At 57.1% G+C, this 24,361-nt stretch carries 23 protein-coding genes and 1 pseudogene; 7 read left to right on the top strand and 17 right to left on the bottom strand.

From position 1 onward, the window contains the following. Positions 1-34 precede the first annotated feature (34 nt). The 5 genes from EC839_RS17505 (at position 35) to nudC (ending at position 4,960) form a co-directional block, all read left to right on the top strand. Positions 35-811 (top strand): methyltransferase domain-containing protein, encoded by a 777-nt coding sequence (locus tag EC839_RS17505; protein WP_007161712.1) that lies wholly within the window; start codon positions 35-37, stop codon positions 809-811. After that, positions 804-1,268 (top strand): ribonuclease HI, encoded by a 465-nt coding sequence (gene rnhA / locus EC839_RS17500; protein WP_007161713.1) that lies wholly within the window; start codon positions 804-806, stop codon positions 1,266-1,268. The genes EC839_RS17505 and rnhA overlap by 8 nt, the downstream gene beginning before the upstream one ends. An 18-nt stretch (positions 1,269-1,286) precedes the next feature. Then, on the top strand, positions 1,287-2,021 hold the full coding sequence (dnaQ, locus tag EC839_RS17495) for a DNA polymerase III subunit epsilon (RefSeq protein WP_007161714.1): 735 nt from the start codon (positions 1,287-1,289) through the stop codon (positions 2,019-2,021). A gap of 414 nt (positions 2,022-2,435) precedes the next feature. Continuing rightward, complete coding sequence (locus tag EC839_RS17490; RefSeq protein WP_039976103.1) at positions 2,436-4,136, top strand: hypothetical protein; 1,701 nt, start codon at positions 2,436-2,438, stop codon at positions 4,134-4,136. Continuing rightward, complete coding sequence (nudC, locus tag EC839_RS17485; RefSeq protein WP_007161716.1) at positions 4,133-4,960, top strand: NAD(+) diphosphatase; 828 nt, start codon at positions 4,133-4,135, stop codon at positions 4,958-4,960. The genes EC839_RS17490 and nudC overlap by 4 nt, the downstream gene beginning before the upstream one ends. On the opposite strand, the gene EC839_RS17480 is transcribed toward nudC, so the two are convergent. Together EC839_RS17480 and pobA are read right to left on the bottom strand one after the other, a co-directional pair. After that, positions 4,928-5,704, bottom strand: a complete 777-nt coding sequence (locus tag EC839_RS17480) for a TSUP family transporter (RefSeq protein WP_007161717.1) — start codon at positions 5,702-5,704, stop codon at positions 4,928-4,930. The two genes, nudC and EC839_RS17480, sit on opposite strands and share 33 nt — an antisense overlap. 78 nt (positions 5,705-5,782) lie before the next feature. After that, a complete protein-coding gene (pobA, locus tag EC839_RS17475) occupies positions 5,783-6,967 on the bottom strand; it encodes a 4-hydroxybenzoate 3-monooxygenase (RefSeq protein WP_007161718.1) in 1,185 nt (394 codons plus the stop codon). Between the two features lie 114 nt (positions 6,968-7,081). Here pobA and EC839_RS17470 point away from each other — a divergent pair, with 114 nt between their 5' ends. Next, a complete protein-coding gene (locus tag EC839_RS17470) occupies positions 7,082-7,999 on the top strand; it encodes a helix-turn-helix domain-containing protein (protein ID WP_007161719.1) in 918 nt (305 codons plus the stop codon). On the opposite strand, the gene EC839_RS17465 is transcribed toward EC839_RS17470, so the two are convergent. Together EC839_RS17465 and aroA are read right to left on the bottom strand one after the other, a co-directional pair. Next, entirely contained in the window at positions 7,959-11,030 is a 3,072-nt protein-coding gene (locus EC839_RS17465; protein WP_007161720.1) for a hybrid sensor histidine kinase/response regulator, read from the bottom strand. The two genes, EC839_RS17470 and EC839_RS17465, sit on opposite strands and share 41 nt — an antisense overlap. Before the next feature lie 42 nt (positions 11,031-11,072). Beyond that, on the bottom strand, positions 11,073-12,341 hold the full coding sequence (gene aroA / locus EC839_RS17460; RefSeq protein WP_007161721.1) for a 3-phosphoshikimate 1-carboxyvinyltransferase: 1,269 nt from the start codon (positions 12,339-12,341) through the stop codon (positions 11,073-11,075). Between the two features lie 203 nt (positions 12,342-12,544). Between aroA and EC839_RS17455 the strand changes: the two are divergent. After that, positions 12,545-13,303 (top strand): annotated as a pseudogene (locus EC839_RS17455) (alkaline phosphatase); the annotation flags it as partial. A gap of 17 nt (positions 13,304-13,320) precedes the next feature. Here EC839_RS17455 and EC839_RS17450 read toward each other — a convergent pair. The 13 genes from EC839_RS17450 to EC839_RS17390 form a co-directional block, all read right to left on the bottom strand. Next, on the bottom strand, positions 13,321-13,515 hold the full coding sequence (locus EC839_RS17450; protein WP_132832933.1) for a hypothetical protein: 195 nt from the start codon (positions 13,513-13,515) through the stop codon (positions 13,321-13,323). Between the two features lie 100 nt (positions 13,516-13,615). Then, the gene (locus tag EC839_RS17445) at positions 13,616-13,960 is read right to left on the bottom strand and encodes a hypothetical protein (RefSeq protein ID WP_132832932.1); all 345 of its coding nucleotides are present in this window, start codon (positions 13,958-13,960) and stop codon (positions 13,616-13,618) included. Positions 13,961-14,278: 318 nt separating this feature from the next. Beyond that, a complete protein-coding gene (locus EC839_RS17440; protein ID WP_132832931.1) occupies positions 14,279-14,692 on the bottom strand; it encodes a hypothetical protein in 414 nt (137 codons plus the stop codon). Between the two features lie 71 nt (positions 14,693-14,763). Continuing rightward, positions 14,764-16,626 carry a tape measure protein gene (locus EC839_RS17435; protein ID WP_132832930.1) on the bottom strand — a complete coding sequence of 621 codons (1,863 nt, stop codon included), beginning with the start codon at positions 16,624-16,626 and terminating at the stop codon, positions 14,764-14,766. 5 nt (positions 16,627-16,631) lie between these two features. Beyond that, on the bottom strand, positions 16,632-16,979 hold the full coding sequence (locus tag EC839_RS17430; RefSeq protein ID WP_132832929.1) for a hypothetical protein: 348 nt from the start codon (positions 16,977-16,979) through the stop codon (positions 16,632-16,634). A 40-nt stretch (positions 16,980-17,019) separates the two neighbouring features. Beyond that, on the bottom strand, positions 17,020-17,481 hold the full coding sequence (locus EC839_RS17425; protein ID WP_132832928.1) for a hypothetical protein: 462 nt from the start codon (positions 17,479-17,481) through the stop codon (positions 17,020-17,022). Then, positions 17,481-17,996 carry a hypothetical protein gene (locus EC839_RS17420; RefSeq protein ID WP_132832927.1) on the bottom strand — a complete coding sequence of 172 codons (516 nt, stop codon included), beginning with the start codon at positions 17,994-17,996 and terminating at the stop codon, positions 17,481-17,483. Before EC839_RS17420 ends, EC839_RS17425 begins: the two co-directional genes overlap by 1 nt. Before the next feature lie 169 nt (positions 17,997-18,165). Further along, the gene (locus EC839_RS17415) at positions 18,166-19,041 is read right to left on the bottom strand and encodes a hypothetical protein (RefSeq protein ID WP_132832926.1); all 876 of its coding nucleotides are present in this window, start codon (positions 19,039-19,041) and stop codon (positions 18,166-18,168) included. Between the two features lie 621 nt (positions 19,042-19,662). After that, positions 19,663-19,854: a hypothetical protein gene (locus tag EC839_RS17410; protein ID WP_132832925.1), complete on the bottom strand. Its 192-nt coding sequence runs from the start codon at positions 19,852-19,854 to the stop codon at positions 19,663-19,665. Further along, positions 19,851-20,039, bottom strand: coding sequence for a hypothetical protein (locus EC839_RS17405; RefSeq protein ID WP_132832924.1), 189 nt, complete (start codon positions 20,037-20,039; stop codon positions 19,851-19,853). Before EC839_RS17405 ends, EC839_RS17410 begins: the two co-directional genes overlap by 4 nt. After that, positions 20,029-20,220: a hypothetical protein gene (locus tag EC839_RS17400; protein WP_132832923.1), complete on the bottom strand. Its 192-nt coding sequence runs from the start codon at positions 20,218-20,220 to the stop codon at positions 20,029-20,031. The genes EC839_RS17405 and EC839_RS17400 overlap by 11 nt, the downstream gene beginning before the upstream one ends. A gap of 1,427 nt (positions 20,221-21,647) precedes the next feature. Further along, entirely contained in the window at positions 21,648-22,358 is a 711-nt protein-coding gene (locus EC839_RS17395) for a recombinase family protein (protein ID WP_132832922.1), read from the bottom strand. A gap of 319 nt (positions 22,359-22,677) precedes the next feature. Continuing rightward, entirely contained in the window at positions 22,678-24,330 is a 1,653-nt protein-coding gene (locus EC839_RS17390; protein ID WP_132832921.1) for a recombinase family protein, read from the bottom strand. Positions 24,331-24,361 lie beyond the last annotated feature (31 nt).

The following is a 24,361-nucleotide window of genomic DNA, read 5'->3' as shown; positions in this document are numbered from 1 at the left end:
AAGGGCTTAGGCTTCAGTATGAGAGGACCAGACGATGCACGATGAATTCTCCGCCCAGGTCGATCCGCGTTGGCTGAAGTTGATGAGCTCGGCACGGGAATGGCTGGCCGGCCCGCTCGGCCAGCTGCTGCTGGAGCAGGAGCGGGTGCTGATCGACGAAGAGCTCAAGCGTCATTTCGGCAGCTATCTGATCCATTACGGGCCGCACCCCGAGGCGCCGGCCAATTGCGGCCAGCTCCGCCACGCGGTGCGCATCGGTCCGCCGCTGGGGGATGTCGACATCGTCTGCGAGGAGGGCGCCTGGCCGCTGGGTGAGCACGCCGCCGACGTGGTCCTGCTGCAGCACGGTCTGGATTTCTCCCTGGCGCCCCATCGGCTATTGCGCGAAGCGGCGCTGAGCGTGCGCCCGGGCGGGCACCTGGTGGTAGTGGGCATCAACCCCTGGAGCCTTTGGGGCATGCGCCATTACCTGGCCCGGGATGCCCTGCGCAAGGCCCGCTGTTTCGGCCCCAGCCGGGTCGGCGACTGGCTCTCGGTACTGGGCTTCGCGCTGGAGAAACGTCGCTTCGGGTGTTATCGTCCGCCGCTTTCATCCCCCAAGTGGCAGCAGCGGCTGGCCTGGATGGAGCAGGGCGAGGCCGAACCCAACTGCGAACAGGCAGCGGGGGCAGGCTTCTATCTGCTGTCGGCGCGCAAGCTGATGTTCGGCCTGCGCCCCGTGCCCCAGGCGCGCAAGGAACCGCGTGGCAAGCTGGTGCCCATGCCGGTGGCCAAGATCAGCCGCCGCGAATCGAGTGAATCCAATGAGTGACGACATCGTCGAGGTCTTTACCGACGGCGCCTGCAAGGGTAATCCCGGCCCGGGCGGCTGGGGCGCCTTGCTGAAATTCAAGGGTGCGGAGCGCGAGCTCTGGGGTGGCGAAGCCAACACCACCAACAACCGCATGGAGCTGATGGCGGCCATCCAGGCGCTGGCGGCGCTCAAGCGCCCCTGCCAGATCCGCCTGACCACCGATTCCGAGTACGTGATGAAGGGCATCACCCAGTGGCTGGTGAACTGGAAGAAGCGCGGCTGGCAGACCGCCGCGCGCCAGCCGGTGAAGAATGCCGAATTATGGCAGGCCCTGGACGAGCAGGTTCAGCGCCATCAGGTCGAGTGGCGCTGGGTGCGCGGCCATACCGGCCACCCCGAGAACGAGCGGGCCGACCAGTTGGCCAACCGCGGTGTCGATGAAGTCCGGCAGGCCAAGCAGGCCGCCAAGGCGTAACCAGCCAAGAGGTTAGCGATGAGATACGTAGTTCTGGATACCGAAACCACCGGCATGCCGGTGACCGATGGCCATCGAATCATCGAGATCGGTGGGGTGGAGGTCATTGGCCGGCGGCTGACCGGGCGGCACTTCCATGTCTATCTCAATCCGGATCGGCAGATCGACGAAGGCGCCATCGCGGTCCACGGCATCACCGACGAATACGTGGCCGACAAGCCGCGCTTCGCCGAGATCGCCGACAGCTTCTTCGAATTCATCGAAGGCGCCGAACTGGTCATCCACAACGCACCCTTCGACGTGGGCTTCATCAACATGGAGTTCGCCCGGCTGGGCGCCCATCCCGAGCGGGCCGACATCACCCAGCACTGCTCGGTGCTCGACACCCTGGTCATGGCCCGCGGTCGGCATCCCGGGCAGCGCAACAGCCTGGATGCGCTCTGCAAGCGCTATGGCGTAGACAACTCCAACCGCGAGCTGCACGGCGCCCTGCTGGACGCCGAGATCCTCGCCGACGTCTACCTGGCCATGACCGGTGGCCAGACCAGTCTGTCGCTGGCTGCGCACGGCCAGGAAGGCAATGGCGACGGCAACTATGTCATGCCGATCAGGCGGCTGCCGGCCGATCGCCAGCGGACCCGGGTGATCAGCGCCAGCAGCGCCGATCTCGATGCCCATGCGGCGCGCATGGCGGCCATCGAGAAGAGCTGTGGCCGGACTCCCCTCTGGCTGGCAGGCGCCGGAAGCGAATAACGCCTTCCTCCCTTCTCCCCAGCGCCCGGTCGGTCCCTGACGGGGCGTTCGCGTTCGTCCGAATAAGCTGAAAGACCTCACAATTTTCAGCTATTGTTCAACTAAGATGCTGCAGGCTGGTCATTTGAGCCCGCATGAAGCCTCGAATTTCGAATTGCGCGGAACTTTCTTGGTTCCTCAAAATCATATGACGATTCGGAATTATCGCTTCGCTTTTGTGGATTTACAGGTCTAGCGTTCCAGAGCAAGGTTCCCTGGCGTGGCGTGAGGTCCAATCCCCGTCCGCCCGGAATGATTAGTGTGGCCCGGTCAGGAAGACGCAGGTACCTAGGCTCCAGTTGGAATAGCAAGCCTTTCTTCCCGTTTTAAAATGGCGTTGGCGAGGTTGTAATGGCGCAGGAGGCGTAAGGCACTATGGTGACCGGAGCAAGAGCTTTGAGCTTGGTCCGCGAACAGCTGTTCGCGACCATAGAGGAAGCTGAATCCCATCTTGAGCGATTCATCGTCGAGCGGCACTGCAGCAGCCTGTTGCAGCGCGCGGTCGAGAGTATCGGCCAGATTCGTGGCGCCCTGACGCTGATCGAACTGGCAGGCGCCCAGTTGCTCGCCCATCAGACGCTGCAGATCGCCAATGACATCCCGGCCGGCGCCGGTCCCGAGCATGACGAGCACCTCATGGCGATCTGCCGTGGGCTGCATGTCCTGCGCCGCTATCTCGAACAGCTGCGCAGCGGCCAGGACGAGATGCCCGAATTGCTGCTGCCGGCGATCAATGCCCTGCGCCTGGCGGGCGGCGAACCGGAACTCCCGGAAAGCTATTTCTTCAGCGTCCGCCTCGACCAGCGCCCGCTGATCAGCGCCACCACGCGCCTGGGCCTGCGCGAGCGCCAGGCCCAGGCGCGCCGGATGCGCCAGATGTACCAGGTCGGCCTGCTGGGTTTCCTGCGCGACGTCAATGGCGTGGCCAGTCTGCGCCTGATGGCGCGGGCGCTGGAGCGCTCCGCGGCGCTGCTGCACGATCAGGTCGGCGGCTACCTGCCCTGGGTCGCCGCGGCTACCGTCGAGGGCTTTGCCCAGGGTCGCCTGACCGCCACCCGGGAACGCAAGCAGCTGTTCGCCCGGGTCGATCGCGAATTGCGCCAGATGCTGGGCAACGAATTGCACGAGCCCGCGCGTAGCACCCTCAAGGAGTTGCTGTATCTGCTGGCGCTGGCCGGTGTCGAGGGCGCCCATCCGCAGGAAGTCATGAATGCCTACGGTTTCGAGCGACTCGGTTTCACCGATGCCCAGCTCGAAGCCGGCAAGAAGCGTCTCGCCGGTCCGGGCCATGCCGTGATGCATTCGCTGTCGGCCGCCATCCGCGAAGAGCTGGAGACGGTCAAGGACCTGATCGATCTCATCGAAACCGAACTACGCAACGGCGCCGAGCAGAATCGCCTGCCACGCTCCGACAACTTCTCCCGGCTGTATGTCCAGGTCGGCCTGCTCGGCAAGACCCTGGAGATGGTTGGCCAGGAGAATGCCGGCCAGGTCCTGCAGCAGTGCCTGCCGAACATCTCCCAGTTCCGCGACAGGTCCCTGGTGCTGGACGATCTCGCGCCGCTGGCCGATGCCCTGCTGCTGGTGGAAAGTCTGCTGGGCCAGCCCGAAGGGCAGGGCTCGCTGATCGACGTGCCGCTGGAAGCCGATGGCGTCCAGGTCAGTGTCGCCAATTACCAGCTGGGCGAAGCCCAGGCGCTGCTGCATCGGGAAGCCTACAAGGGCCTGACCGACGCCAAGCGCGCCATCGGTGCCTTCCTCGACTCGCGGGGCGACGCCCTGCACCTGGCCACCGTGCCGGCGCTACTGGATACCGTCCGAGGGGCGCTGTTCTTCCTGGGCAATCCCCGGGCGGCCGAACTGGTGCGTGCCTGCACCGGTTACATCCAGCGCTGCCTGATCGAGGGCGGCCAGGCTTGTGAGCCGGCGACCCTCGAGGTGCTGGCGGATGCCCTCAGCAGTATCGAATTCTTTGTCGAAAGCGGTGGCACCGAGAGTCAGGACGGTACCCCGGAAATCCTCGATATCGCGGCGCAAAGCATTCGCGCCCTGGGCTGGACCTCGGCTGCGGCATGAGTGTCTGGCAACCCGGCTGGTTCCCGACCGCCCAGCCCTCCGGCGGTTGGCTGGTCGTCCATAGCGGCCAGGCGTTTCTGACCTCGGGGGCGGACGTGCTCTTCGCCAGTGACGATTCGCGGGTGCAGGGATTCGCAGGAGAGCGCCATGGCCTCGGCCAGTGGCAGGCTCAGCCGGTCACCCTGCTCGAACTGGATGCGCCGCCGGACATTGAGGGCTGCGTCTGGCAACCCTTGCGGCCGCTGATGCTGCAATCGCCCCATGCGCTGTTCAAGCTGCTGGGCTATGCCAATCAGATCGGGACCTGGGCACGCCAGCATCGCTTCTGCGGACAGTGCGGTACCCGCACCTTCGCGCTCGATGGCCAGCGCGGCCTCAAGTGCCCGAATTGCCAGCTCACCCAGTATCCGCGCCTGTCGCCGAGCATGATCGCCCTGGTCACGCGCGGCGACGAGGTACTACTGGCGCGGTCGCCCCGCTTCGCGCCCGGGGTCTTCAGCACCCTGGCCGGCTTCGTCGAGCCGGGTGAGTCGGCGGAGGCCTGCGTGCACCGGGAGATCATGGAAGAGGTGGGCGTTTCCGTGACCAACCTGCGCTACCAGGGCAGTCAGAACTGGCCCTATCCGCACTCCCTGATGCTGGGCTATCACGTCGACTACCTGAGCGGCGACATCCGTTGCCAACCGGATGAAATCGAAGATGCGCGCTGGTTCCACCTGCGCGAATTGCCGACGTTGCCGCCGGCCTTTTCCATCTCGCGCTTTCTGATCGATCGCTATCGGGTCGAGCGGCTAGGCGGCGCTGAACCAGTGCTGCCAGATTAGCTTGACGGTCAGCGCCAGCACGACGCAGATGAACACCGGGCGGATGAACTTGGCACCGCCGGCGATGGCGCTGCGCGCGCCCAGATAGGCCCCCAGGGTCAGCGACAGACCCATGGTCAGCCCCAGCACCCAGAGCACCTGCCCCAGGGCGATAAACATCACCAGGGCGACCCCGTTGCTGACGAAATTCATGGTGCGCGCCACGCCGCTGGCCTTGAGCAGATCCAGGGGATAGAGCAGCAGGCTGCTGACCGTCCAGAAGGCGCCCGTACCCGGTCCGAACAGGCCGTCATAGGCACCCAGCGTCAGGCCCTGGGGCCATTGGCGCCGTTGCGGCACGGGCGCATCGCTAAGCACTGGCGCCTTGGGCGTGCCGCCGAACAGCAGATAGAGGGCGCAGCTGAACACCACGACCGGCAGCAGCTGATTGAGGAAGTCCGCAGAGAGATGGTGGGCGACCAGGGCGCCGATCCCCGCACCGAGGGCGGTAGCCAGCAGCGCATGCCGCCATTGACGGGGATGGAACAGCTTGCGGCGGTAGAAGGTGTAGGCGGCGGTGGCGCTGCCAAAGGTCGAGCTGAGCTTGTTGGTGCCGATCGCCAGATGGGGCGGCACGCCGGCCATCAGCAGCGCCGGCACGGTGAGCAGGCCGCCACCGCCGGCGATGGCGTCGATGTAACCGGCGAGGAAGGCGACCCCGGCGAGCAGCGTCAGGGTCATGGGGTCCAGGGCGAATTCGAGCATGAGGGTAGGGCGCCAGGTGGAACGGGGGCGCCATCATGCATCAGACGCGCAGCCGTCACCACCTGCGGGCGATCCCGATCAATCCAGCGCGGGGAAGGGCAGTCCGACGTAGTTTTCCGCAAGGGTCGTGCGACCCGCTCTGGAATCGAGCAGCGCCTGGAGTTCGGCGTCCTGCACCCGCTGGGTGAAGGCATCGGTATCCGGAAAGCGGTGCAGGGCGGTGGTCATCCACCAGGAGAAGCGTACCGCCGCCCAGATCCGCTTCAGGCAGAGCGTGGAGTAGCGTTCGAGGCAGCTGGCATCGCCGCTGCGATAGGCGCGTTCCAGCAGCAGGTGCAGATTGCGCACGTCGCCTAGTGCCAGGTTGAGTCCCTTGGCGCCGGTGGGCGGGACGATATGGGCGGCGTCGCCAACCAGGAACAGCCGGCCGTACTGCATGGGTTCGACCACATAGCTGCGCAGCGGGGCGATGCTCTTTTCCAGCGAGGGACCGGTCACCAGCTGGGCCGCCGTCTCGGCTGGCAGGCGCGCCTTGAGTTCTGTCCAGAAGCGCTCGTCCGACCAGTTCTCCACCGCATCTCCGGCTTCCACCTGCAGGTAGTAACGACTGCGGGTCGCCGATCTCATGCTGCACAGGGCAAAGCCCCGCGGGTGATTGACGTAGATGAGTTCGTCGGCGGCGGGTGGGGTATCGCTGAGCAAGCCCAGCCAGCCGAAGGGATAGACCCGCTCGTATTCGGTGAGCACGCCGTCCGGGATGCTGCGGCGCGAGACGCCATGGAAGCCGTCGCAGCCGGCGATGTAATCGCAGTCGATGCGCAGCGTCTCACCGGCGACCTGGCAGGTGACATGGGGGCGCTCGCCCTTGAGTTCGTGGAGCTGGACCTCGCTGGCCTGGTAGAAGGTAGGGGCGCCGCTGGCCTGGCGGGCGGCCATCAGATCGCGGGTCACCTCGGTCTGGCCATAGACGGTGACGCAGCGTCCGCCCAGCAGATCGTTCAGGTCCAGGCGCTCGCGCTGGCCGTGGATGGCGAACTCCACGCCTTCGTGCACCTGGCCTTCCTGTTCCAGTCGCTCGGCGACGCCGGCCTGGCGCAGCAGATCGACGGTGCCCTGTTCGAGCACGCCGGCACGGATGCGACTGAGTACGTGGTCGGCGCTCTGGCGCTCGACGATGACATTGTCGATACCCGAGCGAGTGAGCAGCTGGCCCAGCAGCAGCCCGGAGGGGCCCGCGCCTACGATGACGACTTGGGTGCGCATGGAGTCTGTCCTCTTGTCTGGCGTGATCGCCGTCTTGTTATGGGTCTCCGGTATTTTTGGACGGTTTTCGCCTGTATCGACAGCGACCTTTGCGATACTTTCTGGTACTTTTCAATGATTCGTGCGGCTATCGCCCAGGGACTGTCGATGACCACCGCCTTGCCACCCATCTTCAAGCTGTATGGCGAGGCCCAGGCCTGGCCGGCGCCGGATCTGCTGCACTGCGAAACCATCGAGAGTCGCAGTCGGCTGCATGCCTGGCATATCGAGACCCATCGCCATGCGGATCTCGCGCAACTGCTCTATGTGCGCCAGGGCGGGGTGCGTCTGCAATTGGAAGACTGGCAGGGCGAAAGGCGCGGACCGCTGCTGGTGGTGCTGCCGGTGCTGTGCGTGCATGCCTTCGAATTCGAGCCCTCGGTGGAGGGTTTCGTGGTCACCCTGCCGGTGCCGCAGGTGGAGCGCCTGAAGCAGCGCTGCCAGAGAGCCGGGCAGAGACTGTTCCTGGCCGCCGGGTGCCTGGACCTGAGCGGACCGGACGCTCTCTGGATCGACCAGTTGATCGGTCAGCTCGTCGCCGAATACGAGGGCCACAAGCCCGGTCGCGAGGTCCTGCTCGAAGCCCTGCTCGACAGCCTGGCGATCTGGCTGCTGCGGCAGCATCGGCCCGAACCGGGCGCGGCCCTGCCGCGGCGCGCCGAACAGCACCTGGGACGCTTTCTGGCCTTGGTGGAGCAGCACTATCGCGAGCACTGGAGCCTGGGGCGCTACGCGGCGGCGCTCGGGATCTCGGGAGTCCATCTGAACGGCCTCTGCCGGCAGCTGGCCGGCGCCTCGGCGCTGGCCATCGTGCACCAGCGCCTGCTGCTGGAGGCGCGCCGCACCCTGACCTACACCCAGGCATCGGTAGGCGAGATCGCCGACGCCCTGGGCTTTGCCGATCCGGCCTACTTCGCCCGCTTTTTCCGCCGCGGCACCGGCCAGAGTCCGCTCAATTATCGCCGTCTTGCGGGCCAACAGCCGCCGAGCTGAGGGGCAGGGGATCGGCTGCCAGGGTTTCGCCGACGCGCGTGGCCAGGGCGTCGAGATTGAAGGGCTTGGTGATCAGGGTCATGCCAGGATCGAGATAGCCTTCCAGGTGCGCCCCCTCGGCATAGCCGGTGGCGAACAGCACCTTGAGGCCGGGCCGGCGCTGCCGTGCGATCTCGGCCAGTTGGCGACCGTTCATGCCCGGCAGGCCGACATCGGACAGCAACAGGTCGATGGGACGGCCGCTTTCCAGCAACGGCAGGGCGCCGCGCGCGTCTTCGGCCTGCAGGGTCGCGTAGCCCAGCTCGCGCAGCAGATCCACCACCATCTGCCGGACCACGGGTTCGTCTTCCACCACCAGCACGGTCTTGCCGGCGCCATGGGGGGTGACCGTGGGGGAGGCCAGCCGCGGCGGCTCCACGTCGGCGCCCAGATAGCGGGGCAGATAGAGGCCCACGGTCGTGCCCTGGCCGGGCAGGGAATCGAGCCGGACATGCCCCTTGGACTGCTTGGCGTAGCCGTAGATCATCGACAGCCCCAGGCCAGTGCCCTGGCCGATGGGCTTGGTGGTGAAGAAGGGGTCGAAGGCGCGTGCCATGACCTCGGGTGGCATCCCGGTGCCGTTGTCCGCCACCAGCAGCTCCACATAGTCACCGGCGCTCACAGCGTCCAGGCCATTGCCGCTGTCGGTGAGATAGACATTGCGCGTCTCGATGCGGATGGTGCCGCCATGGGGCAGGGCATCGCGGGCATTGAGGACCAGATTGAGCAGGGCGCTTTCCAGTTGGTGGGCATCGGTGAGCGCCTGCCAGAGTCCGGCGTCCAGCTCGAGCTGCAGGACGATATCGCCGCGCAGACTGCGTAGCAGCAGCTCCTCCATGGAGCGTACGCAGTCGTTGACGTGAATCGGCTGCAGATCCAGCGCCTGGCGCCGGGAAAAGGCCAGCAGCCGCTGGGTGAGGGCGGCCGCGCGCTGGGCGGAGGTCAGCGCCGAGTGTAGATACTGGTCGAACTTGTCCTGGCGACCGGCCTTCTGGTGCCGCTGCAGCATGTCGAGACTGCCCATGATGCCAGTCAGCAGGTTGTTGAAGTCGTGGGCGATGCCGCCGGTGAGCTGACCCACGGCTTCCATTTTCTGCGCCTGGCGCAACTGCTCCTGCAGCTCCTGCTGCTCGGTGACGTCGCGGCCCACGGCGTAGATCAGCTCGTCTTCGGCGCTGGCGGTCCAGTCGAGGATGCGATAGCTGCCATCGCGGGCACGCAGCCGCGCCCGGAGATTGGCCGAGCCCTGCTGGCGGCCCAGGCAGCGCAGGGTATCGAAGACCTGGCGCTGGTCGTCCGGATGGATCAGTTCGGTGAGCTGGACGGTCGCCAGGTCGGTTTCGCGTCGTCCCAGCAGGCGGGTGGCGGCGCTGTTCACCGTCTTCACCTCGCCATCGGGGCGGCAGATCACCATGAGATCATGGCTGATGCGCCACATCCGGTCACGCTCGCGGGTGCGCAGTTCGATCTGCTGTTCCAGCTCCTGGCGCGAACGGGTGAGGACCTCCCGCGCATCGACGATGCTCTGGATATCGGTGCAGGTGCCGAACCATTGCTCGATGCGGCCCTTGGCGTCACGCACCGGTTGCGCCCGGCCGAGCACCCAGCGATACCGCCCGGAGCGATGCCGCCGGCGGTATTCGATGTGATAGGGCTCGCCGGTGCTGAGACTGTGGTGCCAGACCTTCCAGGTACGCTCCTGGTCGTCCGGGTGGAAGACGTTGGCCCAGCCTTCGCCCTCCGTGGAGCCTTCCGGCACCCCGGTGAATTCGTACCAGCGGTCATTGAAATAGAAGTGGTGGCCATCGGGGCGGGTGGCCCAGACCATCTGGTCGATGGAGTTGATGATGGCGCGCAGCTGCGCCTCGTTGCGGGCCAGCTCCTGAGCCTGGCGGCGATGATTGCTGATGTCAATGAACAGCACCGCGAAACGGTCGCCCGGCAGCTTGTGCGCGCGCACCTCGTACCAGTGCTCATGCTGCAGGTGCAGCAGGATGTCGAACTGGGTGAATTCGGCATCGCCGTTCATGAAGTCGACATAGGCGGGGAGCAGATCGGCTTCCAGCTGCGGCAGGGATTCGCGCAGCGTCCGTCCCAGGACCTGATCCAGGGGAATGCCGGTGAGGGTGGCGAAGACCGGATTGACCTCCAGGAAGCGGAAATCCTCCATCCGGCCAGCGGCATCGCGAATCGCCTGGGCCATGTAGAAGCCCTCGCGCATGCCGTGGTACAGCTCCTGCAACCAGAGATCGCGCTCGGTGATGGCGGCTTCGTTGAGCTTGCGCTCGGTGATGTCGTAGCAGACGCCCAGGTAGCGGCCGCCGCCCTGGCTGGTCATCAGCTGGCCGCGCCGACCGAGCCAGCGCTCCTCGCCCGTATCGGCACGGCGGATGCGGTATTCGAGATAGTCGAGGGCGTCGTCGTCCGGCGCCGCGGTCAGGGTTCGCAGGCTGGAGACGTCGTCGGGATGCAACTGCTGGACCAGCTCTTCCAGGGGATAGCTGCGGCGGACCGGCAATCCCCACAGCTGGCAGAATCCGGAGGACACCAGCAGTCGGGCCTCGCCGGGCAACAGCTCGAAGGTACCGACGCGCCCGACCTCCTGGGCCAGTCGCACCCGCTCCTCGGCTATCAGCTGATCGGTCCTGTCCTGCAGGACATGCACGAAGCCGAGCGGGGCGTCGGCGTCCTTCACGGCGGTAGTGGCGATCTCCACCCAGCGTGGCGTGCCGCCCTGCACCGTGATCCAGCCGGCGCCCCGGCCGTGCTCGTCGACCAGCGCCTGATGCAGGGCGGTGGTCAGGAAGGCGGCGTCCCGGCCCGACGTCAGCAATTCAGCGAAGCGCTGGCCCCGGGCTTCGCTGGCCGGCCAGCCACACAGCAGCTCGGCCCCGCGGTTCCAGCGCTCGATGCACCCGTCGCGGTCGGTGATGACCAGGGCGTGGGAGGTCAACTGCAGAAGCGCCTGCTGTTCGAGCAGAGAGGTCGACATGCGGGGATTCCATTCAGCGAGCGGGCGTGTGACGGGCGTTACCTAGGCTTCGATACCCTCGCTCAGCTGGACGTTCAAACTGCGCAGGGCATTCCAGTACTCAGGATAGGTCTTGCCGACGCATTCGGGGTCCAGAATGCGGATGCCTGCCACCTTCAGGCCGGCCAGGGCGAAGCACATGGCGATGCGGTGGTCGGCGTGGGTCTCGATCACGGCATCGGTCCGGGTACCGGCCAGGGCAGGGTCGGCCGCCACCAGCAGGTCGTCACCCTCGACGCTGGCGAGACCGGCGCGAATGGCGTTGAGGCCATCGTGCAGCGCCGCCACCCGGTCGCATTCCTTCACGCGCAGATTGGCCAGGCCCACGAAGCGTACGGGGGTCTCGTTGAAGGCTGCCAGGACCGCCAGGGTAGGGATGGCATCCTGCATCTGCGAACCGTCGATGACCGCCGGCAGCCGGGGGAAGGCGGCGATGTGGTCGTGAGCCTTGGCATCGGGCTGGGTGAAGGCGTCGTCGGCCACCCCCAGGTCGATGGTCCCGCCGGTGAGGGCCTGGGCCGCCCAGAGATAGGTGGCGGCGGAGGCGTCCGGCTCGATGAAGTAGTCTCGTGCGACGTAGCCGGTCGGGGCGACCCGCCAGGTGGCGGCGTCCAGCTGCTCGACCTGGGCACCAAAGGCGCGCATCGCCTCGACGGTCAAGTCGACATAGCCACGGGCACCGATGTCGCTGCCACGCAGGGCGACGTCCACCGGTTCGCTGCCCAGCGCGGCCAGCATCAGCAGGGCGGAGACGTACTGGCTGGACAGGCCGGCATCCACCTCGAAGCGGCGCGCGGTGAGCCGGCCCTGGCCGGTAACGGTCACCGGCGGACAGCCGCTCGGCGCCTCTACCTGGATGCCATTGGCGCTCAGGGTCTCCAGCAGGGGACCGATCGGCCGCTTCTGCATATAGGTGTCACCGGTCAGGGTGACGGCGCCGTCGACGGTGGCCACCGCCGCGGTCAGGAAGCGCACCGCCGTGCCGGCATTGCCGAGAAACAGCGGTGCTTCCGGTTGCTGCAGGCGCCCGGAGCTGGTCACTACGAAGGTGGTGGCGTCGGGTTCGTCGACGGTGACACCCATCTGCCGCAGCGCCTCGGACATGTGCCGGGTGTCATCGCTCTTGAGGGCGCCGGTCAGGCGGCTGGTGCCCTTGGCCAGCGCTGCCAGCAGCAGGGCGCGGTTGGTGATGGACTTGGAACCGGGTGGGGCGACCCGTCCATGCAGCGCGACGTTGGGCGGGGTGACGGTGATGTAGGGTCTGGCGGACATGGGGGCTCCAAGCAACTTCGCGACGGCCACAACGGCGGATCGTAATGGGGGCGCCATGATGCCATTTCAGGCCGCCCAGGCCAAAGCGCCCGTTCTTTAATACCACCCCTATAGGGGCGATGCCTTTCACCTGATACCCCTATTGTCACGAACGGGTCATCAAGGCGGGGTAGTCCTAGCCTTTTTCGCCAGAGGCCCTTGCCATGTCCCTTATCCGTCCCGATCGTCGTCGCGTTCTGCAAGGCCTGGGTGCCACGCTACTGTTGCCCGCCCTGGGCCAGCGAACCTGGGCCGCACCGGCAGGGCGCCCGGGAATACCCGATGGGGTCCAGGCGGGGGATGTCACCGGCGGGCAGGCGCTGATCTGGAGTCGGACGGATCGTCCGGCGCGGCTGCTGGTGGAGTGGGATACCCAGGAAAGCTTTCGCTCCCTGCGCAAGGCGGCAGGCCCCGTCACCATGGCGGCCCAGGACTACACGGCCCGCATCGACCTGGCCGGGCTGCCGGCCGATCAGCACATCTTCTACCGCGTGCGCTTCGAAGACGTGGACAGCGGCGCGCTCAGCGAACCCGTCATCGGCCACCTGCGTTCGGCGCCCAGCCAGCGCGGCGATATTCGCTTCGTCTGGGGCGGGGACACCGTGGGGCAGGGCTTTGGCATCAATCCCGACATCGGCGGCATGCGCATCTACAACGCCATGCGCGAGCGGCGGCCGGACTTCTTCCTGCACAGTGGCGACACCATCTATGCCGACGGCCCGGTCCCGGCCCAGCTGACGGTGGAAGAGGGACGCATCTGGCGCAATATCACCACCGAAGCCAAGAGCAAGGTGGCGGAAACCCTGGACGAATTCCGCGGCAACTATCGCTACAACCTGATGGACACCCACCTCAAGAGATTCAACGCCGAGGTGCCCCAGGTGTGGCAGTGGGACGACCACGAGACCACAGAGTCATGGAATAGTACACCCCTTGCTGCTTAGGCGATTAGCGTACCACCACCTAATAGCTGCTCCATATAGTATTCAAACTTAACTTCGTCATTCTCTCTAAGAGCATTCTCAATCTCAAAGATATAAATGCCTTGTTCCCACAATTGGTCTGGTACTGGTTTGCCTTCAGATTGATAAGCCTTGATAGTGACAGCGAGTTGATTCTTTAAGTCGTCTAACATTTCTAATTTCCTTTAATTTTATTAAGGCAAAACTGCTGGAACCCTTGGTATATCTACGTTTGAGCATGATACTGTTCTATAAAATATATAAGCGGGCGTGCTACTGATTAGTGTTTTGTTGTGATTGCTGCTGAGTGCGGAAGCCCTGCTGGCCGTTGAAAATTACAGTTGGCTTGCGTTCAAGACTTTCAACACGCTGTTCAAGATTCCGCAAACTTCTACCAGTATTGATCTGGTACTGGTCTAAACTCTCATTCAGATTGTTAATCTTGTTCTCCAGCCTGCTTTGCATAGCGGTAAGGTTACGCTGCGTCTCAAGGGTTAGCTGGTTGATGCTTTCTTTGAACTCTCGTTGCCATGTCGTGCTCTGACTCATTGACCAGCAGATAGCACCGATCAAGGCGACGTTAGTGAAAGTGGTGACGTGCTGGAAGGTGATCTTCATAGTAGCTCCTCCACAAGACGACTAATGACAAGACTTGAGCCGATACGGTTAGCTTTCTCAGCCTTTAGCAGTTGAGTAAGAAATGGGCCTATACTTTGGTTTGGATACTTCTGATTGAAGAGTTGAACGAGCTTGGTGGGCAGTTCAATACTGGTGCGCTTATCTTTAAAAACGTAGTTTACGAAAACTCGCATTTGATACCTCGGATAACGTTAATTTAGTGTTTTAAATACAGTGTTTACAGGGCCTGTAGAGCACGAAAAGTAGCGGCCCTATACCTATGCCAGGGGCCGCATGTTTTAGCCCTCACGGAAGGCTCTACGACGCTATACGATACTTCTGGATATAAGCCTTAGCTGCTACCAGACCCGTGTTGAACTGCTCGCTTAGATCGTGCTCATCAGCCTTAGGGTGAAGGTCCAGCCAGGAAGCAATTGCTGCTTCACGTGCGTTAGCTGCTGGAGGAGAAGGCTCCCAATCCTCTTTTGGGAAGGTTGGGAATGTCTTCCTGCCATTGGGATTAAACTCTTCTGAAAGATATTTAGATTTGGATGCAAGATCGCAGATGTCAGGATAAGACTCTGGATTCTTCTTTACCCATTTGAAATACAGATCAAGAGTTTTATCGCTTGCAAGAATAAACTTATATTGTTCATTTTTTGCAGGAGGAAAGCTTGAAGAGATAAAACCTTGGATAAGATTACTATTTTTATTTAAAATGAAATACTGCATTATATTTCTCATAAAAAAGCCCCAATCAAGGGGCCGTATTGTTGTTGTGGTTAGGGAGTATTGGTGAACGGTTAACGTCCGATATGGGGGTACTGAATCATCGTGTCGGACCAGGCGTTTTCTTGCATCCTGCGTGCAATATCACCCATCCGAATCTCCAGTTCACTGCCAAGCTCATCGACGGAAAGATTGGTGCCGTTAATTTGGATGGCACCGTTCTCAATAACAAGATGATTGTCTACGTTGGTAGTGTTATGAGACTGGTAATTCTGCTGCATGCTCTGCATTAAATCGGCAGTACTCGGAGTATTCACAATCGGGTTCTCGCCGAATTGAACAGGAGGTGTCCAAGGCAATGCCGCTGGCATCTGAAACTCATTGAAGGGAGTCTGGTAACTTAGCTTGGGTGGCTGGTACGCTTTGAAGTCTGGAACCCACCTGTTGCCAGGAGTGCCTTGCTCGGGTCCCATAATTTGATCGTACAAGCTGGCTGCACCATCCTTTACTCGCTTTAGAACAGGGTGGTTCTCCCAAAGCCAGTTAATCCCTTGAAGCCCTGGGTGATGATCAGCGTAGTTTTGGGCAGCGTCAGGTAGCTTCTCCTTCACCGTCGCTAAAGCCTTCTCCGGTGTGATGTTGCCTTTAGCGATGCCACGCATCCACAGTGCAAAGTCAGACGTCGACTTGTAGGCCTCACCGAAGCTTTTAACCAGGCTTAGCGCTGCTGGCTGTAGGTCTTTAGCGAATGTGTTGACGGCGTTCAAAGCTGCCTGGAAATTGTCTTCCAACCCCTGAAGGCTTGCATCATTGATCGTGCTGTCTATCGTGTTCTGCACCCGGTTAAGCTCAGCTTGAGACGTTTGCGTACTACGAGCCAGGGCATCCTTCGCTTGGTTGCTGCCGATCTGTAGCGCCTTGAGCACCACGTCAGTGCCTACTAGACCTTTCTCCATATCGGCTCGAAGCTGGACCATTGCTGCTTGGCCTGTCTTGCCGGATTTCTTCAGCTCCGCATTTGCCTGGGCGAATAGTGCGGGCATCGTTGGATCGTGTTCCGCTGCTTGGCCAAAAAGTTCTTCCGACTGGACGCGCCCCTTGGAGATCATCTGAATAATTGAGGTCTGAAGGCCCTTCATGCGTTCGTTACTGAGGTGCATCGTGACGGCGTGCTCGTTGAGCTGTGTCCAGGCGTCCTGAGATTGGGCGTACTTCAGGCCAGCAGCGTGACCACCAGCGAGCATCGAGGCGTAGCCATTCACCTGATCCGTAGCACGTAGACCTAGGCGATTGCTCTCATTCCAGACGTACTGATTTGCGGCTTCTGAGCGCTCGGCATTGATCTTGGGGTTAGGGCTGGTGCCGACCACGTTAGCGATCAGGTTGCGGTTACTGAGCTGCTGAGCATTAGCATTGAACAAGGCCGATGTTGCCCTGACGCCTGCATATCCCACAGCAGCAGGTGCTAGCCATCGAGGTACAGCGGCCAACACAGCACCACCAGCGGCGCTGTTAGCTTCTACAGGTTGTATCCCCCCAGCGTGAACACCAGGGATACGAGCCACTTGGCGGGCTGCCTGACTGACGGGGGAACGCTCTACCACCGTCTTTATCTTCAATGACTGGGCTGACCATTCAGCACGCCTGATAGCAGAGGCAAGGCTTCGATTTAGCTTCACATTGTCGATGTTGAACCGTTCCATCTTGAATTCAGTGAGCTTAGCCACTTGATTCAAGCTCTTCTGAATGTCGCGTTGGAAGGCGAGAGAATTGAATTTGATCTTGGGAGAAAACTGAAAGCTCTTATCAAATTGACTTTTGAGCTTTAGCATCATCGCTTCCATCTTTGCCATCGCTTGCTCAGCCTGGCGGAACTGAGTTTTGTTAAGGCGAAATCCGATGGAAGAGTAGAAGCTGCTTATTTCAGTGGCGCTCATATTTATTATCCTTGTAATTGCGAAATAGTACGGCCTCTACTGAATTGCAAGCCGTAAGATGTTTTAAATTTATTGAAAGACTCTAATGTTGAATGACTTCCACTGTAGCCGCTGCCGACTGCCACTGCTGAATTACACCAACACCATTTGTACCAACTGAAAGACTTTTGGAAGTTGTTTAATAGCGGGGATTGAGACTCTAAGATTGCTTGAATCGAATAGACCCTGCTGCCATTAACATCGCTGTCAGCTCCCCAGTCGTCTATGACGAAGCTTGAGAATGTCGATGATAAGATTTCGTTGATTCGTGTGTTGCTTGGAACAGATAGCACCAGCCATTGATAAAATGCCATTTATTGTTTTCCTTGGATAGCCTTCCCTGGCCGTATAGTGCTACTTGAGTCGATAGCGCTTATTGATTAGCTCTTGTAGGGCGTCGGCTGCACTCCGCGTAGGAGCAGGAGCTACAGGGGCGGCAACAGGGGCAGTGGGAGAACCTTTGAGAGAGGCAGTGAACTCTTTGATAGCCGCGTTAGCGCGAAGGGTCTTCATCAGCTTTTCATGTTCAAGCTTTTTAATCTCTGATTGAATTGCTTTAGTCTCAGCGTCAATGCGAGCTATCTCATCTTTAGCAGCCTTTGTCTGCGCTTGCGTCTCAGCGATTAATTTATCCCTGGTGGCAATTTTCTCTTCCAAGTATTTAAGATGACGTTTAGCATTTCGGATCTCAGTGCGAGCAGCGTATTTTTGATTAAGCTCCCAATAGGGGCTTGCCATTAAAGTTTCTAACCGTTGTTCTGGAGTCTTGGCGAAAGCCCGCTCAATACCACGCATATGTACCTGTGGATTGCTCATTAGTTAGCCTCCTGTAGTTGCTTTTCCAAAGTGGCAACGGCTTCTTTCTCAATCTTCTCCAGACGCGTGCGTTCCTTCTTGGCAATCTCTTCCGCATCCTTTTGGCGGGCCTCGTTTACAGCTTCTTGAACCAGGCGGTATTTTTCAGCCTTGAAATTATCTTCAACCTTGGCGAGATAAAGTTCCTGTACCTGATTCTTGATCCATTCCCGGTCTTCGTTCTGCAAGGAATGAGATTTGACGAAACGAATTGCGTAGTGCCCAAAGGAAGCTGAGTGAGCCTTTTCATTTTCCAGCACCGTAAACCCATCAGCGGCCAGGGTGGCAGCAGCTTTGGAGAAAGAAGCCAGAGTAGGAGCTGATACCAAGACTTTTTTGTAGTGAATGGCGTCATTGTTGTAGAGCGACTGGGCTTCTTCGATTAGTCGCTGGCACTCAGAGTGATCGAATTTGAAGCTCTCAGTGTTGAAGCGGAAGGAAAAGTCTTTTTTGAAGTTGTCGTGTTGAACGTGCATATTTGTACTCCGATATAGTTAAGTTTAGTTTTGTTAGGCAATAGGACGCCTAGGTCCATAACACCGTTAGAATGGTGCTAATTCTTCAATGTTTTGATAGGTGAAAAAGGCGTTAGCAGGTTAGAGAGTGAAACGCCTTGTATCTATAGCGAGAAGGTGAAGCTACAGGCTAAAACGGGACGTCGATTTCGTCGTTGCAGAACTGGTTTAACATGTATTCCATTCCAGAGGCCTCAGCGAGTGTCTTAGCGGCGGTAGATACGTATGGAGCAGGGGTATATTCTTTATACCCTTCGTTGCTCTTAGTATAGTTTTTGCCTTTGAGTTTAAAGACAGTCCTTCCATCCAATCCTCGAATAGATACACCGTTCTTATCACACCAAGCTATCATCTCTTCTGTAGCTTCGCCTCGAACGTTGAAAGCGACTGCCGGAGCAGTAGCAAATGGGTAAACAGGTCTCTGTTCTACTGGTGCTTGATAGCTACTATAGTTGTCATTGACAGACTCCATCAAAGACTCAAAGCTATCATTCTCTTCTACAACCTTCTCTACGTCCTTTACAGGCTGTTTAGGTGTAGGAGCTACCTGACTATCAACTTGTTCTGATCGTTCAACCTGCATGCTTACAGAGGGCTTAGAAGCCGCCTTATCAGGCTGTACCAACACTAGGTCTCTCAGGATGATATAGCTGTTGCTATTATGCCCACCGATACGAGTTCCTTTGCTTTTGATAACATTAGCTTCACGTAGAGAACGAAAGAACTTTTTGACGCAGGACTCACTCACGTTGCAAGCCTCTGCAATCTCTGACTGATTATCAAACCATTCCTTACCTTCCTTGGAGAAGAAACGATAACGATCGAGTGCGTATAGCCAAACTAGCTTTTGTTCAGCAGAGAAAGGCTTGACGATACCTTCTTCGATTGCGCCAGATTCCTTATCCACATTAACACCGATGTATCCGGTAGCAGATAGGATAGCTTTGTAAGCGGGTAGGTATGGAAGAAGTTCAGATTCAGTTTTGGCGAAGATTTGAGTTTGCATTAAATTGAGCCTCCTGGGCACGACTATTTAGAGTTTGATGATACATTTTGGTAATTAGAAAATTAACAGTGTGAGTAGGGGATTCCAGCTCAAACACTTCCATCAGCTTCAGTAATTCTCTCGTGGCTAAATCATTCAGCCTGACACGAATACCGTTATCCACATTCATAATCCTCTGCAGATGATAAGACCCAGGGGTTTTGAAAACCCGTGGCTATTTATATTCCTATAGATCTTCGATCTCAGCACAACAACAATGTATAAAGTCCAAGAACGCCTAACACTCAATCAGCACCAGAGCTACAGGGACGCTGTCCCTAACACCAAACAGAATGAAATATAAAAAGAATATATGTTCTTGCTCTTGTGTTGTTATGGCGCTAAGCGTGAGTCGAAGACGAACAAGATTGCACCAGCTCTTAATATCAGGCCTGCGTGTGAGGCTTTAGCCGAACTAAGAAGGAATGAGTTCTTTTCTCTTTAAGTCATGGGTTTCTAATCTCCTTTATGCTTTAATGTTTATATATCAGTATTATTATTATCAGTATTATTATGGGGTTCCTGAGACCCTTGGCCAGGGGTTTTGAAAACCCTTCGCTGGGGTTCCTGAGACCCTTGGCTCTAACCACTCCGGCTCAGCAGACTCATAAGCTCCGCATTTAGCCTCTCATCAATAATCAGGTTCAGCGCCTGACTAAATGAAATCTTCTTTTCTTGTGCTAAGGTCAGGACGTAGTCCACATGCCCCTTGGTAAGTGAAGCATTCATCTGTAGCTGGGATTGCTTGTTCTGTTTACGTGGCAAGGTCTTCATCGTTTACTCCCTTTCTTCTTCTTATCATTCAGTAGGTCTGATACCAGATCACCTGGGTGTGAGTAGTGTGGATGCTGGCGTAGTAGCTCATCCAGCAGTTGCCAATCCTGTGGTGCCATCCAGAAGTTCTTACGCATCAATCCTTGGTTGCGCATGTGATCACTGTAGCTAGTTTCATTTGCCATTTTGTTTTTCCTCTTGCTTTAATTTAAGTAATTCAAATCCTTCTGATGGACCTGCTCCCGGTGCTACTTTTTGACGCCATCTATGGAACTGAACATGACACCGTGAAGAACAGAGTTTCTTGCTTGCCCTGGTGGTCTCCATATCAGCCTGACACCAGCAGCATTGTTTGATAATTTTCATTTTGTTTCCTATTTTGGAATTGTAAGAATAAGGATCGTTAGGCAATAGAAGCCCTCGCTGTTGATGTAAACCAGCAAGGGCGTATTCAATAAAAAGGGCAATCAGGACATTACACTGGATTGCCGAGTGCCTGGAGAGGAGGCTGGAGTATTAGATGGTGATGTCCAGTATGCTAAAAACTGTCATCACCTGCCAGACGCTTCTAAACAACAATATCTGATTGCAAACAGGGAGGTTGGGCAGCAAGAGACGCCCACGGCAAGGAATGAAAGAACCCGCCGCTATTTCTGAATGCTAGAGCATGTAAGTTGTTTCTGGCGGGGAGAGTGATTACTCCCACGAACCACTTTTAAGGGAATGGTTAGCCCTGGAAACTTTTGTAGCAGACACGACAAAACACGAAACTTAATCGTGTTCTATTCGTGCTTGATTCTTTAATTATATCAATGAGGTGCTATATACGCAGCCAGATATGAGACATTACATTATACAAATGCGACAAGATTAAATATTTAACCAATGCCGTCTTCATAAGCTATAGTATACGTGTAGAAGTCTAATTTGTCAATTAAAATATTGCACACCCAAACCAGCCGGGCGGGGCAAACTTTTCTACCATCCTTAAATTATTGTATCATTAGTTATTGAAATCTATCAAGAACTTTATACATATACCCAAACACCCCTTTATACAACAATTCAGTATTCATGCGGGTTAGAGCTTGAAACTGTTGCACAACACCTGCTATATTCCCGACAGACGGTATAGGAGGGGAGTGGATATTAGAAACAAATAGAAATATCTTATCTACTCTCAATCCTGCACACCTAACCACTAAACTCCCTGCTACTGTAGGTAGGACGATTCTCGACACACTGAAAGTCACAACATTGGAGAAATATTTTATGGCTAAAGAGAAAGGTCACCGGTACAGCCCCGAAGAAGATGATGAGATTCTCCAAGGTTGGTTGGATGCAGGGAAACCGCCATACACCAAATACGCAGACACGAAGCCATTCTCAAGGCCTACGCTCCATAGGATTCTAACTGCTGCTGGATACCTGGGAGGTGATAAATCTGGTAATGATAAACCTAGGCCCGTACAAGCCTCGTCCGACAGCAACGACCTACATCAACAATTCATTTCCTCACTACCGCCAGAATCTTACAAGCAGTGGTTGGAATCAGAAGTGAAGAGACTGAATGCGCGTGTCAAGGAATTGGAATCTCAGAATTCTTCTGATCGATAGTCCTAGCGTTAAGTCAGAAGCGTGGCCTGAGCAGTAGAAAGCAGGATATTCGACAAATATGGCGTATAGGGCACCTACAAGCCTCTCAGTGCAACGCTGAGGGGTAGGGTGTAGACGAGTAGCCAGATACAACAAAGGGGCCTTAGAGCCCCTTATAGCTCGTTATAGATTGCATGTCAGAAAGACAGGTTCAATGCCTTCATTGCTCGACTAACCTGAATCGGACTCCACTCACCGCCACGGCTGGTGGTCACACGCTTGGCATTCAGACAATCAGCGACTCCCGCAAGTGTACTGACACCTTTGTATAGGCATGCTTGTAGGTGTGGCTCGATGCTGGCATGGAAGCTAGAGACACGTTGACTGATAGCTGCCTGAGCCTTCTCACGATTGGCTGCTGTACGGCCATAGGATAGGTACTCGGCACGATTGGCAACCTTCTGTAGAGCTTCCTCATCACCACCGTCAGCATTGCTTTGTAGACTTGCCAGGGCTTCCTTTGTACGGGCACGAATGAACGCACGTTCTTGTTCAGCGAGTGCCGCAAACAGGTGCAGTTCAAAGGGAGTGGCGTGGGGCATGGTGCAGACACGAAACTTCACTCTCTTCATCAGGCCAGCAATGTGCTCAACGTCCCGGCTCAGACGATCAAGCTTGGCAACAACAATCTCAAGGCCTTCAACCTTTGCATGCTGGAAAGCTTTACCACCTTCAGGACGATCTTCCAGGGCGATAGAGCCACTCACCCCGCTATCGATGTAGGTAGTGACCAGCTCCCATCCGTTCTGCTGAGCAGCACGTTCAAGGTATTCAGTCTGAGCTTTAAGACCTAGGCCGGACTCACCCTGACTTTTCGTCGACACTCGAATGTAGCCAATCACCTTCATTTTTCATCCTCCAGATTTGTCATGCATCCATTTTAACAAACTACGTACGACCGTACAAGAAATGTTATGGGTGACGGCAACCTGTGGATAACTACCTATTATAGATATTGGCAATGATAATGCTAAAAATGATAGATTTTATTAATATTTGATTTATCTGATGTAAAACTATTTGAGTTCGAGGGCTCTCAATGCTTAACAATAATAACTATATTGGGGGAGAGGACCACATTTCCCACCTTAACCGTCCTGAGAGGTGCATGATTGCTGCCTAGGCAGTGATTAGTAATGCAATCTTAGTGTTATATTATTACGTTATTTAACGGTTATTGGTTAATTTTTGATCAATAAATTGTTGGGTCATTTCCACTATCTTCTCCTCATCCAATCCCGTCATCTTCACCATCGTCCGTACCAGGGATTCAGTAGCACCATCACCCTGAGCTTCTGCCACTCCCTTAGTAATTTCCTCCTTACCCCACCAGATAAGCTCTCCCTTGTGTTCAAAGACTGAGAGGATAGGGGAGGCGTCTCGCTCCACGTCGTACTGTACGAACATCTTATTCTTAGACATAAACACTTTTATGTTTAGGCTCTTGAGCAGACTGTTAGCTTTTGATCTACCTGCAAAGGAAACCAAATCAAGACGTTTGAAGAATTCATCCTTATCAATGAGCTTTTCCATTGACAGACTATTCACTATCTCACCTTCCCTTTGAATATAGGTCTGTAGCTCCGTATCAAGCGCTGTGAGCATCTTTAACACTGTAGGAGGTAGGGTAGTGCTGATATCCAACATCTGCGCTTGTATGGCCTCTATACGGGCTTTAATCTCACCTTGCTTACCACGATTAATAGTGAGTTCTTTGGTGAGGGCATTGGTGTTGGTTTGCACTAGGGACAGAGAGTCCAGCTTAGGGAGTAGTTCCTTGAACACCACTTCTGTTGATTTTGTAGAGATAGGCTGCTGGGTACAATTACCTTTGGCATACGCACTGCAACGAAGGTACTCGTTATTCTCCCGCTTCTTAACGTAGTGCATTGGAGCCTTGCAGAGAGCGCAGTAGGCGACTTTCTGCCAGATGTTCATATTCTTGCCTGGATTACTTGAGGCTGTACGCTTACGTTGCTCAATCGCTGCTCTGGCTTCGTAGAACGTCTGTTCGTCAATTACGGTCGGAAAGTAGTTAGGGATTTCATCTCCCTTGAATAGAAACGTTCCTATCGTTGCCTTGTTACTCAGAATTCTCCAGATTGAGCTAACCGCCCAAGAACCTGCTTTATTCCTGTTACTGCTGTCGAGGAGAGGGATGCCTTCGGAATTCAACAGCTTGATGATGTTGGTGTACCCGTACCCTTGAATGCAGAGAGAATAGATACGTCTTACAATCTCTGCCTTTTCTTCGATGATTTGATATTGTCTTCCATCGTACTCAAGCCAAGCAGGGCAGTTACCACCTATTGGCTTTCTCTCGTTTAATGCATCACTTTTCTTTGTGTTCCAAGCAGCTTTGAGACGCTGCGACTTCATTGCACTCTCTTCATGTGCTCTGGACATTGAAATGATGCTGACAATCAAATCAAGATCATCATAATCTTGGTCATACAATCTATTGTCTGAGAGCGTTACTATTCTGATCCCACGATTGAGCAAATCCAAGAATCTTGGCAGGGCATCCCTTACCCTTTCTCGTGAGAGGCGGTCTAAGCTTTCGATCAGCAAGAAGCTACCAGCGGGGATAGCGCCACTCTCCACCAGGGACAAGAACCGTCTTAACTGACCTTCGTCGTCCAGATGCTTTGCCTTGTACGCTGACTTTCCCTGATCGAAGAACTGATGTTCTGCGGCTGTGGCAAGAGTGAGTCCATGAGCCTCAGCGTACCGTCTGGCCTTGTCTGTCTGCCTGCGTAGGCTATCGCCTTGGGCCTGCTGGGCATTGCTGAAACGGACGTAGGAGAAGGCTTGAGGCATGGTGATCACTGGAAGGAAGGGGTAGGGGTGT

It is taken from the genome of Pseudomonas sp. JUb52, from assembly GCF_004341115.1.
GTDB classification, from domain to species: domain Bacteria; phylum Pseudomonadota; class Gammaproteobacteria; order Pseudomonadales; family Pseudomonadaceae; genus Chryseomonas; species Chryseomonas oryzihabitans.
This window is presented reverse-complemented; position numbering and strand designations above follow the sequence as displayed.